This window comes from Pantoea sp. XAF26B01_ASV70, from assembly GCF_054512635.1.
Genome location: NZ_CM137251.1, coordinates 370,877 through 383,610, shown reverse-complemented (window position 1 = coordinate 383,610; position 12,734 = coordinate 370,877). Strand labels below are relative to the sequence as shown.

Annotated in this window: 10 protein-coding genes; 6 read left to right on the top strand and 4 right to left on the bottom strand. The window is 58.1% G+C overall.

What is annotated here, in order from left to right; genetic code table 11:
- Positions 1-252: 252 nt before the first annotated feature.
- The 4 genes from yjbE to ACX8ZY_RS01740 all read left to right on the top strand — a co-directional run bounded on the left by yjbE (position 253) and on the right by ACX8ZY_RS01740 (position 5,402).
- Positions 253-501, top strand: a complete 249-nt coding sequence (gene yjbE, locus ACX8ZY_RS01755) for an exopolysaccharide production protein YjbE (protein WP_010253177.1) — start codon at positions 253-255, stop codon at positions 499-501.
- Between the two features lie 182 nt (positions 502-683).
- The gene (gene greB / locus ACX8ZY_RS01750; protein WP_010253180.1) at positions 684-1,157 is read left to right on the top strand and encodes a transcription elongation factor GreB; all 474 of its coding nucleotides are present in this window, start codon (positions 684-686) and stop codon (positions 1,155-1,157) included.
- 103 nt (positions 1,158-1,260) lie between these two features.
- Positions 1,261-3,588, top strand: a complete 2,328-nt coding sequence (locus ACX8ZY_RS01745) for a Tex family protein (RefSeq protein WP_421665188.1) — start codon at positions 1,261-1,263, stop codon at positions 3,586-3,588.
- A gap of 128 nt (positions 3,589-3,716) precedes the next feature.
- Entirely contained in the window at positions 3,717-5,402 is a 1,686-nt protein-coding gene (locus tag ACX8ZY_RS01740) for an alpha-amylase family glycosyl hydrolase (protein ID WP_022624034.1), read from the top strand.
- Here ACX8ZY_RS01740 and ACX8ZY_RS01735 read toward each other — a convergent pair whose 3' ends face one another.
- The gene (locus tag ACX8ZY_RS01735) at positions 5,403-5,672 is read right to left on the bottom strand and encodes a YdgH/BhsA/McbA-like domain containing protein (RefSeq protein WP_010253187.1); all 270 of its coding nucleotides are present in this window, start codon (positions 5,670-5,672) and stop codon (positions 5,403-5,405) included.
- A 173-nt stretch (positions 5,673-5,845) separates the two neighbouring features.
- Entirely contained in the window at positions 5,846-6,619 is a 774-nt protein-coding gene (gene bioH, locus ACX8ZY_RS01730) for a pimeloyl-ACP methyl ester esterase BioH (RefSeq protein ID WP_050680523.1), read from the bottom strand.
- A 34-nt stretch (positions 6,620-6,653) separates the two neighbouring features.
- Between bioH and gntX the strand changes: the two genes are divergently transcribed.
- Entirely contained in the window at positions 6,654-7,334 is a 681-nt protein-coding gene (gene gntX / locus ACX8ZY_RS01725; RefSeq protein WP_022624032.1) for a DNA utilization protein GntX, read from the top strand.
- Positions 7,335-7,392: 58 nt separating this feature from the next.
- The gene (gene nfuA / locus ACX8ZY_RS01720; protein WP_010253194.1) at positions 7,393-7,968 is read left to right on the top strand and encodes a Fe-S biogenesis protein NfuA; all 576 of its coding nucleotides are present in this window, start codon (positions 7,393-7,395) and stop codon (positions 7,966-7,968) included.
- A 252-nt stretch (positions 7,969-8,220) separates the two neighbouring features.
- Here nfuA and malQ read toward each other — a convergent pair whose 3' ends face one another.
- Together malQ and malP are read right to left on the bottom strand one after the other, a co-directional pair.
- The gene (gene malQ / locus ACX8ZY_RS01715) at positions 8,221-10,302 is read right to left on the bottom strand and encodes a 4-alpha-glucanotransferase (protein ID WP_421665187.1); all 2,082 of its coding nucleotides are present in this window, start codon (positions 10,300-10,302) and stop codon (positions 8,221-8,223) included.
- 9 nt (positions 10,303-10,311) lie between these two features.
- Complete coding sequence (gene malP, locus ACX8ZY_RS01710; protein ID WP_158131325.1) at positions 10,312-12,717, bottom strand: maltodextrin phosphorylase; 2,406 nt, start codon at positions 12,715-12,717, stop codon at positions 10,312-10,314.
- Positions 12,718-12,734 lie beyond the last annotated feature (17 nt).

The following is a 12,734-nucleotide window of genomic DNA, read 5'->3' as shown; positions in this document are numbered from 1 at the left end:
TTGACTTAATGATCAGCCATCACTGTGGATAAGCTCCAGATAATCTACCTCAACAGCAGTCAGGCAGCATAATATTCCAGCAAACCTGCGTAACGCCCCACTCTCCTCTCGGATTAGTTTCAGCGGTGCCACCAGCAAGACCAGTTGAAATTAAAGTCCGTTAAATCAATCAGTAAAGCCAACTTTTCGCCTTCTCCGTTTTCAACCAGACTGCTCAGGCAACATTCGATGTCTCAACGGGGATTACACACAATGAAAAAAACAATTTTACTGCTGAGCGCGCTGGCATTAAGCAGCGTCACTCCAGCTTATGCTGCCACAGCCACCGGTGAAGCAGCTGGCGCAGCGGCAACCACCACAGCACAAGGTAACTCTAACGCCATCGGTGTTGGCGCAGTCGCAGCCCTGCTGGGCGTTGCGCTGGCCACCATGGGCGGCGGCGGCGGTGACGGTCACAGCACCGGTACATCGACCACCACGGCGACTCACGCCGGTAAATAAGTATCACGACTTCTTTTACAGCTTCAGATTACTGGCTTCAGATTGTTGTTCAGCACCAACCCTTTCGCCGCCGGGGAAGTCAACGTGGGTTTTTAGCCTTTAAAAACCCTTTCCCCGCCCTTTTTTGCCGCGCCCCCTTTGTCTTACACTGTTCTTCTTTGGATCTCTCTGGCCGGTATAGCATGAAAACCCGACTCATTACCCGCGAAGGCTTCGATAAGCTGAAAGCAGAACTCGACTATCTCTGGCGTGAAGAGCGACCGGAAGTGACAAAAAAAGTCACCTGGGCTGCCAGTCTTGGCGATCGCAGTGAAAATGCCGATTATCAGTACAACAAAAAACGGCTGCGTGAAATCGACCGTCGCGTTCGCTATCTGACCAAAAGTCTTGAACAGCTGCGTATCGTTGACTATTCACCCCAGCAGGATGGCAAAGTCTTCTTTGGCGCCTGGGTGGAAATTGAAAACGATGAAGGCGACCTCAAACGCTTCCGCATTGTGGGCTACGATGAGATTTTTGGCCGCAAAGATTACATCTCCATCGACTCGCCCATGGCGCGGGCGCTGCTGAAAAAAGAGGTCGGCGATGCTGCCACCGTCGAGACGCCAGTGGGGCCGGCGCTGTGGTATATCAACGCGATTGACTACCCGCAATAACCCTTCAGATTATCGCTGAAAGCCGCCCGCGTCTCTGGCAATTTTAACCATCAATCCGTATAACTGTCGGCTATTTCTCAACCCGGAAAGCAAGACAATCCTGATGATGAAAGTTCTGAGCCAGATAATTGCCAGTGAGCTCAAGGCGCGTCCAGAGCAAGTTGACGCCGCCGTTCGCCTGCTGGATGAAGGGAATACCGTGCCGTTTATCGCACGCTATCGTAAAGAGGTCACCGGCGGGCTGGATGATACCCAGTTGCGCCAGCTGGAAACCCGCCTCAGCTATCTGCGTGAACTTGAAGAGCGACGCCAGTCGATTCTGAAGTCGATTGACGATCAGGGGAAACTCACTGACGACCTCGCCCGCGCGATCAACACCACCCTCAGCAAAACCGAGCTTGAAGACCTCTACCTGCCCTACAAACAGAAACGCCGGACGCGTGGACAGATCGCTATCGAAGCGGGTCTGGAGCCGCTGGCGGAGACGCTGTGGCAGGAGCCGTCTCACATTCCTGAGCAGCTTGCCGAACAGTATGTCGATGCCGACAAAGGCGTCGCCGACGTCCGTGCCGCGCTGGATGGTGCCCGCTACATTCTGATGGAGCGTTTCGCTGAAGATGCCGCGCTGCTGGCGAAGGTGCGTAATTACCTGTGGAAAAATGCCCATCTGGTGTCACGCGTGGTGGAAGGCAAAGAGGAAGCGGGCGCGAAGTTCCGCGACTACTTTGATCACCATGAAGCGCTGAGCGGCGTGCCGTCGCACCGTGCGCTGGCGATGCTGCGTGGCCGCAACGAAGGCGTGCTGCAACTGTCGCTGAATGCCGATCCACAGTTTGATGAAGCACCGCGTGAAAGCCACGGCGAAACGCTGATTGCTGAGCACCTGAACCTGCGCCTGAATAACGCTCCTGCCGACAGCTGGCGTAAAGCGGTGGTGAGCTGGACGTGGCGCATCAAGGTGATGCTGCATCTGGAAACGGAGCTGATGGGCACGGTGCGCGAACGCGCAGAAGATGAAGCGATTAACGTCTTTGCCCGCAACCTGCACGATCTGCTGATGGCCGCTCCCGCCGGTATGCGCGCCACCATGGGGCTGGACCCAGGCCTGCGCACCGGTGTCAAAGTGGCGGTGGTCGATGCCACCGGCAAGGTCGTCGCGACCGATACCGTCTATCCGCATACCGGCCAGACCGCGAAAGCCGCGGCCGCCGTAGCGGCACTCTGCATTAAGCATCAGGTTGAGCTGGTGGCGATTGGCAACGGCACCGCTTCACGTGAAACTGAGCGCTTCTTCCTGGATCTGCAGCAGCAGTTCCCGCAGGTCACGGCGCAAAAAGTGATTGTCAGTGAAGCTGGCGCATCTGTCTATTCGGCCTCTGAACTGGCGGCGCTGGAGTTCCCGGATCTCGATGTTTCGCTGCGCGGCGCGGTGTCGATTGCCCGACGTTTGCAGGATCCGCTGGCTGAGCTGGTGAAAATCGACCCGAAATCGATCGGTGTGGGTCAGTATCAGCATGACGTCAGTCAGAGCCAGCTGGCGAAGAAACTCGACGCGGTAGTAGAAGATTGCGTGAATGCCGTCGGCGTTGACCTCAACACCGCCTCGGTGCCGCTGCTGACCCGCGTGGCGGGCCTGACGCGCATGATGGCGCAGAACATTGTCGGCTGGCGTGATGAGCATGGCCGCTTCCAGAACCGTCAGCAGTTGCTGAAAGTGAGCCGTCTTGGGCCAAAAGCCTTTGAACAGTGTGCGGGCTTCCTGCGCATCAACCATGGCGATAACCCGCTGGATGCCTCGACTGTGCATCCGGAAGCCTACCCGGTGGTGGAGCGCATCCTGGCCGCCACCGAGCAGGCACTGAGCGATCTGATGGGCAACACAGGCAGCCTGCGTAATCTCAGCGCCCGCGATTTCATTGATAAACGTTTTGGTCTGCCGACCGTCACCGACATCATGAAAGAGCTTGAGAAGCCGGGCCGCGATCCGCGTCCTGAGTTTAAAACTGCACAGTTCGCTGAAGGCGTAGAGACGCTGAACGATCTGACGCCGGGCATGATCCTCGAAGGTGCCGTCACTAACGTGACCAACTTCGGTGCATTTGTGGATATCGGCGTGCATCAGGATGGCCTGGTGCATATCTCTTCGCTCTCCGATCGCTTCGTGGAAGATCCGCATCAGGTGGTGAAAGCGGGCGATATCGTCAAAGTGAAAGTGATGGAGGTCGATCTCCAGCGCAAGCGTATTGCCCTGACCATGCGTCTTGATGAGCAGCCAGGCGAAGGCAATGCCCGTGGTGGCGCGAAAAACGCTGCTCCGCGCGAGGAGAAACGTCAGAACACCGCGAAAGGTCGTCCGCGTCCGGTCAGCTCGTCAGCAGGTAACAGTGCGATGGGTGATGCGCTGGCTGCGGCTTTCGGTAAAAAACGCTAAGCTTTTCAGGGGGCCACTGCCTGGCCCCCTCTTCACACCCTTCTCCCCGGTTGAAAATCCCCGCCATCGCGCTACGCTAAAAAGACGCCTGTCATAAAAACAACACCTGCTGTGGCACCCAATTCACGATGGAAACGATCACCGATCTGATTGATAAGATTTATGCTGGCACATTTCCGGAGGCGACCTTTGCGCGCCTGCTGGCTGACATCGCCACCGCCCGCGAGGCCATTAAGCTGCCGCGCAAGGCACACTGGGATGAGCAGGATGTGGTGCTGATCACCTATGCCGATCAGTTTCGCGAAGCCGATAAACCCACGCTCAGCACCTTTTCCCGGTTCTATCAGCAGCACCTGCAATCCACGTTTCCGCTGGTTCACCTGCTGCCCTTTTTCCCCTGGTCGTCCGATGACGGCTTTTCGGTGATTGATTACCATCAGGTCGATCCGCTGTGCGGCGACTGGCAGGACATTGCGCGGCTGCATCAGGAAACCCGGCTGATGTTCGATTTTGTCTGCAACCATATGTCGGCACACAGCGCCTGGTTCAGCCACTTCCTGGCGCAGGATCCCGGCTGGGACGATTTCTTTATCAGTATGCCGCCCGCCACCGATCTCAGCGCCGTGACGCGTCCGCGCACCTCGCCGCTGCTGACGCCGTTTAAAATGGCGGATGGCGAAACCCGCTTTATCTGGACCACCTTCAGCGCTGACCAGATCGACCTCAACTTTGCCAATCCTGAGGTGCTGCTGCGCATGGTCAATGTGCTGCTCGATTACCTGAAACGCGGCGCTGACTATGTGCGTCTCGATGCGGTCGGCTACATGTGGAAAACGCCCGGCACGCGCTGTATTCATCTGGAAAAGACTCATCAGCTGGTGAAGCTGTTTCGCGCTATTGCCGACCAGGTTGCGCCTGGCACGGTGATTATCACCGAGACTAACGTGCCGCATCAGGACAACATCAGCTATCTGGGCAACGGGCACGATGAGGCGCAGATGGTCTATCAGTTTTCACTGCCGCCACTGGTGCTGCATGCGATTCACACCGGCTCGGCGCGCGCACTGCGGCAGTGGGCGAGCGCTCTGGATCTCAGCAGCAACGACACCACCTTTTTCAACTTTCTGGCGTCACACGACGGCATCGGCCTTAATCCGGCGCGCGGCATTTTGTCTGAAGTAGAGATTGTGGCGCTGGTGCGCGATCTGGCGCTGGAAGGCGCGCTGGTCTCCTATAAAAACAACCCTGACGGCACCACCAGCCCCTATGAAATCAACGTCACCTATCTGGATGCGCTCAACCGTGAAGATGACGATGACGCCACGCGGCTGAAACGTTTTTTGCTGGCCCATGCGATTCTGCTGGTCTTTCCCGGCGTGCCTGCCATCTATATCCAGAGCATTCTGGGTGGTCGTAACCATTACGATGGCGTGCGCGCCGCCGGACACAACCGGGCGATTAATCGGCAGAAGTATGATTTACAGCAGATAGAAGCGGATCTGGCAGGCGGTAACTGGCTACGCCAGCAGGTCTATACCCGGCTCGGGCAACTGATTCAGCTGCGTCGTCGTCAGCCTGCGTTTCACCCGGATAATCCGATGACGCTTTATGAGAGCGAAAATGCCGTGCTGGTGCTCAGACGTCATCAGCCAGAAAGCGGCGACGGGCTGCTGTGCGTGTTTAATCTCAGTGGACGGTCAGTGGAGACGCAATTACCGGTGGCGCATACGTTGCAGGATGTGGTGAGCGGAGAGAAAATAGATGGCACCCAGCCGGTTAAGCTGGATGCCTGGCAGTTCATGTGGCTACGTTAATTACTTGTAGACTTCAGCCGTTGCGCTGAATTTGCCGTGTTCGCGACCGGCGATCACCAGGTAATATTTACCGCCTTTTTCGTCAGCGAGCTGCGACAGCACTTTTTTAGCATCCATTGGCGAGGTGGTTTCCGCCGTGGTGTTAACGGTGCCGATCTTCTGCAGGTTCATTGTCTTAACTTCTTCTTTGGTGACTTCTTTCGCTGCCATCGCAGAAAATGAAATCGCGCCCATCATCATTGAAGCCACAACCCATTTAAAAACCTTCATTATGTTTACCCTCATTCATGATCCATTGTGAGATGTAAGCAGCCGCTAAACGCGTAAGGCAGTATGGAACGGCATAGTCATTTCCATGACTAATCACATAAAATTGCAACGGCCTCGCTCACAGAGAGAAGTATTGCTGCTGTCTGCGATTTTGCCAGTTCAAAGCGTCATTATCACGGCAGATTACTGATAAAATTAACAATATGCTGGCAAAAGCGCTCAGGATGGGAAATAAAAGGCGCATGTGCGGCTTTTTCGATAACCACTGAGGGCGATGCTGGCAACATTTCATCTATCTCCGCCGCAATCCGGCGCGGCACCAGTCCATCTAACGCGCCATAGAGTCGCAGGAACGGCAGCGTAATTTGCGGTAACGCGTCGCGCAGATCGACCTGGCGCAGAATATCCAGTCCGCCATCCAGCACCGCCACCTCCGGCATCGGCTGCGACAGCACCACCTCTTTCAGCTGCCGCGCATCGGCGCGAGCCGTTTCGGTACCCAGCGTCTGCAGCGCCAGAAAGCGCTCCACCGTGCGCTGGAAATCGTTGCTGAGCATCTGCTGAAAGTTCTGCAGCGTCTCCGGTTTAATGCCGGGCCAGCTCTCTGTGGCGGTGAAACAGGGCGACGAGGCAACGGTGATCAGTGCAGCCAGTTTTTCTGGCGCACTCAGCGCCAGCTGCGTCGCCACCAGTCCGCCCAGCGACCAGCCCACCACAATCGACTGCGGTGGCAGCGCAGGCAGCAATTGCGCTGCCATCTGCTCCAGCGTCAGCGCACCGAAATGCTGGCTGCGGCCATAGCCGGGCAGATCGACCAGATGCAGGCGATAGTGCGCACTGAGTCGCGGAATGATGCTTTGCCAGACTTCGGCATTCAGTCCCCATCCGTGCAGCAGCACAAGATCGCGTTTTCCTTCTCCGCAGGTGTGCCAGTAGAGCGACGTCATCAGTTACTATCCCGAAAATGATAAGGAGGTCGCTATGCTAGCAATGCCTGCCCTGTGTTGGCTATGCCGGATGCCGTTGCGGATAGCCCGGCACGGCATCTGCAGCTTATGTCTGCGCGGATTACCGCCGTTACCGCTGCTCTGTCCACGCTGCGGATTGCCGGCAGGTTCAGCAAAGGTCGCCTGCGGCCGCTGCCAGCTTAAACCGCCCGCCTGGCAGGCGCTGGTCTGCGTCAATGACTATTGTCCGCCGTTCAGCCAGTGGGTTAACCAGCTTAAATTTTCTCACATAACCGCACTCAGGGTGATGCTGGCGCGGCTGCTTTTGCTAAGCTGGCTTAATGTTTACCGGCGTGGCAGTGTGCCGCGTCCCGATCTGCTGCTGCCGGTTCCGCTGCATCGGCGACGACGCTGGCAGCGTGGCTTTAATCAGACGGTACTGCTGGCCGCACCGCTGGCGCACTGGCTGGGATGTGAATGGCGCGAAGGTCTTTCCCGCAAGCGCGGGGGCGCATTACAGCATCAGCTCAGCGCCCGCCAGCGCCGCACCAACTTACGGGGTGCTTTCTGCCTTGAAATGGTGGTGCAGGGACGCCATATCGCTCTGCTGGATGACGTCATTACCACCGGCAGTACGGTAGATGAAATCAGCCGCCTGTTAATGGCCCAGGGTGCCGCCAGCGTGCAGGTCTGGTGCCTGTGCCGTACCTTGTAGAGCGTCTTTGATGGGCGTATTATAACCAACTAAATTAGTCAACTATTGAGCAATCGACATGATCCGAATTACTGACTCTGCCCAGGAACATTTTTCTAAACTGCTATCCAAACAAGAAGATGGCACCCAGATTCGCGTATTCGTGATTAACCCGGGTACGCCAACAGCCGAGTGTGGCGTCTCTTACTGTCCGCCCGATGCCGTTGAAGCTACTGACACCGAACTGAAGTTCGAAAAGCTCTCTGCTTACGTTGATGAACTGAGCAAGCCGTATCTGGAAGATGCTGAAATTGACTTCGTTACCGACAATCTTGGTTCACAGCTGACGCTGAAAGCGCCGAATGCCAAAATGCGTAAAGTCTCTGATGATGCGCCAATGGTTGAGCGCGTTGAGTATCTGCTTCAGGCGCAGATCAACCCACAGCTGGCCGGCCATGGCGGTCGCGTGTCGCTGATGGAGATCACCGATGAGGGCTACGCCATTCTGCAGTTTGGCGGCGGCTGTAACGGCTGTTCGATGATCGACGTGACCCTGAAAGATGGTATCGAGAAAGAGCTGCTGGCCGCCTTCCCGGAACTCAAAGGCGTGCGGGATATTACTGAGCATCAGCGCGGTGAACACTCGTTCTACTGATGAATAAGCGGGGTTTGCAGTCAGAATCTGCCCTCTCCGCTGAGAGATCGAGCCTGCTCAGGGAACGCGGTCAGATCGGAAAGACGCAAAATCCGTCATCCCTGACACGCTCGGCCCGCGCCATCCCTGACGCGGGACGCTTTCCTCCTCTGCCCGCGCTCCCTGCGTGTTGAGTTGAGCAGTTGCTGCCAGATTTATTCTGATCAAGTTTTATCATCGGTCAGAAACGGCAGCCTGGCTGCCGCGCTTCTGTTATTGCCCTTTCTGTCCTGACTGACGCTGCTGGCTGACCACCTTCAGCAGTGCATTCACTTCTTTGTCCGCAAAGATCTCCTCCAGCGTTTTGCTCAGCTTGCGTCGCCAGTTAGGGTACTGCTCCACCGTGCCCGGGACGTTGACCGGCGTGGTCATGCCAAGCCAGTCCTCAGGCTGCAGGCCAAGCAGCGCACTCTCGGTATCCGCCAGGAAGCGATGTATTGCCCGATTCAGCGCAGGCGTCATGGTGAGCCTCTCTGCCTTCTTCTGGCTGCGTGCCGGTAAGGCACCCGCCTGATGCAGCGCATCCAGCAGCGCCTGCTTCTGCGCGGCGCGCTGCTGATGTAACGCTTTCACCGCATCGCCAGGATAGAGGCCAATCTTCTCCCCCAGCGCCAGGTCGCCCTGCTCCCAGAAGCCGGTCAGCGTAGGCAGATCGTGCGTGCTGGCGCTGGCGATAGACTGGCGCGGATAGTCCTGCGGCGCGCGATAGCGCTCATCCTTCTCCTGCTCAAACCAGAGCACCTTCCATGAAAAGACGCCACTTTTACGCAGCAGGCTGACAATCTCCTGGGGCACAGTGCCAAGGTCTTCACCAATCACCATGCAGCGCAGCCGGTGGCTCTCCAGCGCCAGGATAGCCAGCAGATCGTTGACCGGATAGGCCACATAGGCGCCTTTATCCGCCGTCTCCCCGGCAGGCACCCACCACAGACGCAGCAGTGACATCACATGGTCGATGCGCAGCGCGCCGCAGTCGCGCATGTTGGCGCGCAGCATGTCGATAAATGGCTGGTAGCCGCGCGCCTTCATGACATGCGGATCCATCGGCGGTAAGCCCCAGTTTTGTCCCAGCGGACCGAGACGGTCAGGCGGCGCACCTACCGAGGCCTTGAGGCGGTAAAGCTCCGGGTCGTGCCAGGTTTCCGCGCTGCCTTCCGCCACGCCCACTGCCAGGTCACGATAGAGTCCGACGCTCATGCCCAGCGCCTGACTGTGCGTCCAGCAGCCAGAGAACTGCTGCTGCGCCAGCCATTGCAGCCATTGCCAGAAGGCGATCTCCTCTTCATGCTGTGCACACCACTGCTGCACCTCCGGCAACTGGCTGTTGCGCCACCCTTCCGGCCACGCAGGCCAGCCGCCCTGCTGCGCCTTATCTGCCCGTCGCTCCAGCTGTATGCCGTCGTAGGCGGCCTGATAACGCAGGCTGTCGCCGCCTTCATGCACAAAGGCCGCCCAGGATTGATGCTCTTCGCTCTGGCTGTCTCGCGCCTGAAAGTGTGCCCAGGCGTGCCGCAGCGCAGCGAGCTTAAGCGCCATTACCGCCTCGTAGTCAACCAGCTCCGCCTCACGCGCTTTGGTCAGCGCCTTCCGGGTTCTGGCGCTGTTCCACCACTTCTGTGCCGCCGCGCTTTGCTGAAAATCGGCCACCTGACTGACGTCGATATAGATTACGTTCAGCCAGCGGCGCGACGACGGGCTGTACGGACTGGCGAAACCGGCGCTGGCGGGATAGAGCGCATGCAGCGGATTCAGCCCGACGAAATCGCCACCGCGTTCAGCCAGCTGCACCAGCAGCTGGTCGAGATCGCCGAAGTCGCCGATGCCCCAGTTCTGTTCAGAGCGCACGGTGTAGAGCTGCACCAGCGCACCCCAGCGTTTTTCCCCCGCCTCCAGCGCCGGAGGCAGATAGCAGCGGCGCGGCGCGACGATAATCCGCGTCTGCCAGCTTTTTTTGCCCTTACTGAGTGTGAGCTGGTGGTACCCCTGCGCCAGCGGGCCAGGCAGTGTAAAAGGCTCACTGGCGGTTAACTCGCCGCTGTGCTGTTTGCCGTTTTCAGTCTGCAACTGCCAGCGGTAAACGCCGCTGCCCTGTGGCGTCAGCTGTCGCTTGCCACTGCCGCTGAACACCGCGACCGGCGGCAGCGGCGATTTTTTTGCGTCCTGCGGATCGTCCATCACCGCCAGCAGCGCCTGCAGGGTCTCATCGCTGATCGCCTCTTTCTCGCCATTGACGTTGATGTAGTCCAGTGAAATTCCCGCGGCACGGGCGGCCTGACCGAGTGAATGTTGCTTCATTGCTGCTCCTTAGCGCGGTGCCTGCCAGATACGTTGCTGATAGTCACGAATCGACCGGTCCGAACTGAACATGCCGGTTCGTGCCGTATTGAGGATGGCGGCGCGGGTCCAGCCTTCCGGGTCGCGCCACAGGGCTTCCACCCGTTGCTGCGCCTCGATGTAAGCCTGGAAGTCGGCCAGCACCAGCCAGGGATCGCCATGTTTCGTCAGGCTCTCCAGCATCAGGTCAAACGCATGTTTATCCCCGTTGCTGAATTTGCCCTTCTCCAGCGATTTCAGTAGATCGTCCAGCGGCTTGTTCTGCTTACGCACCTTTTTCGGGTTATAGCCTTTCGCCTTGAGCGCTTTGACCTCATCCACGGTGTGACCGAAGATAAAGATATTCTCCTCACCCACCTGTTCGGCAATCTCGACATTGGCGCCATCCAGCGTGCCAATCGTCAGCGCACCGTTCAATGCCAGCTTCATGTTGCCGGTGCCGGAGGCTTCATATCCGGCGGTGGAGATCTGCTCTGAGAGATCGGCCGCCGGGATCATCAGTTCGGCCACGGTGATGCGGTAGTCCGGGATGAACACCACTTTGAGTCGGTCACCGACCCGTGGATCGTTGTTCACCACCTCCGCCACCTTGTTAATGGCGTAAATGATATTTTTGGCGAGGTAATAACCCGGCGCGGCTTTGGCCCCGAACAGGAACACCCGTGGCGTAAAGGTGACATCCTCCGGGTTATGACAGATTTTCTGATAGCAGTAGAGGATATGCAGCAGGCTGAGGTGCTGGCGCTTGTACTCATGCAGCCGTTTGATCTGCACATCGAACAGCGCGGCGGGGTTCACGATAATCCCCGTGTGGCGGGCGATATACTCCGTAAGCTGCGCTTTGTTCTGCTGTTTGATGCTGCGATAGCGCTGACGAAACGCCTGATCGTCGGCATACGCCTCCAGACCGCTTAACGCCTCAAGGTTATTGGCCCACTCGGTTTTCAGCGTCTCATCAATCAGCCCGGCCAGCGCCGGATTACACTGCTTCAGCCAGCGGCGCGGCGTGATGCCGTTGGTGACGTTGTGGAATTTCTGCGGCCAGAGCTGGTGATATTCCGGGAAAAGATCGCTGACCACCAGGCTTGAGTGCAGCGCCGCCACGCCGTTGACCGCAAACCCGCTGACGACGCAGAGATTCGCCATCCGCACCTGACCGTCAGCGACCACCGCCAGCTTGTGCCACATCGCTTTGTCATCCGGCCAGCGCTGCTTCACCTGCTTTTTCAGCCGCTGGTTGATCTCTTTGATGATCAGCATATGGCGCGGCAGCAGACTGCGCATCAGCTTCTCATCCCAGCGCTCCAGCGCCTCCGGCATCAGCGTGTGGTTGGTGTAGGCAAACAACCGGCTGGTGATCTGCCACGCCTCATCCCAGCTCAGCTGATGCTCATCCAGCAGCACGCGCAGCATCTCCGGGATGGCGATGGTGGGATGTGTATCGTTGAGCTGAATCACTTCGAAGTCAGGCAGGCTGTGAATGCTGCGTCCCGCCAGATGGTGACGACGCAGGATATCCGCCACCGCACAGGCGCACTGGAAATATTGCTGCATCAGGCGCAGCCGCTTACCGGCCTGATGGTTGTCATTGGGATAGAGCACTTTGGTCAGTTTTGCCGCCTCGATGCCCGGCTGCTCCGCCTGCAGAAAATTGCCGTCGTTAAACGCCGTGAGATCAAAAGGATGCGCACTCACTGCCTGCCACAGACGCAGCGGCAGCGTCACGCCGTTGCGGTAGCCGGTCACCGGCAAATCCCAGGCCTCACCGCGCAGCGTAAAATCAGGCAGCCAGCGTACACTGCCGTTTTCCTGCTTTTCTACCCGGCCCCCCATCGCGACTTCCACATCCAGCGCCGCGTTGTGGCGGAACCAGGGATAGCGCTCACGCTGCCAGTCATCGGGCGCTTCAATCTGCTGACCATCATCGAAAGACTGGCGGAACAGGCCATACTGGTAGTTCAGTCCGTGGCCGGTGGCGGACTGCCCCACCGTTGCCATCGAATCCATGTAGCAGGCGGCCAGTCGTCCCAGCCCGCCGTTACCCAGCGCCGGATCGACCTCCTGCTCCAGCAGTTCCGTTAAATCGAACTCGTGCTCAGCCAGCGCCGCTTTGACGTCGTTATACCAGCCGAGATTGAGCAGGTTGTTGCCGGTCAGACGGCCAATCAGAAACTCCATCGAGAGGTAATTAACGTGACGCTGCTGCACAGCCGGACGCGGTGCCGGTTGTGCGTCCAGTAGCTCCGCCAGCGCCGCGCTGACCGCCTGCCACGCCTGGTGCGGGGTCATCTGCTGGGCGGAACGGAGACTTAACTGTTGCCACTGGCGGGTAAAGGTGGCATTAAAACGGGCTTTATTAAATTTTTGCTGCGGCATATCACTCCCTTCTGTTA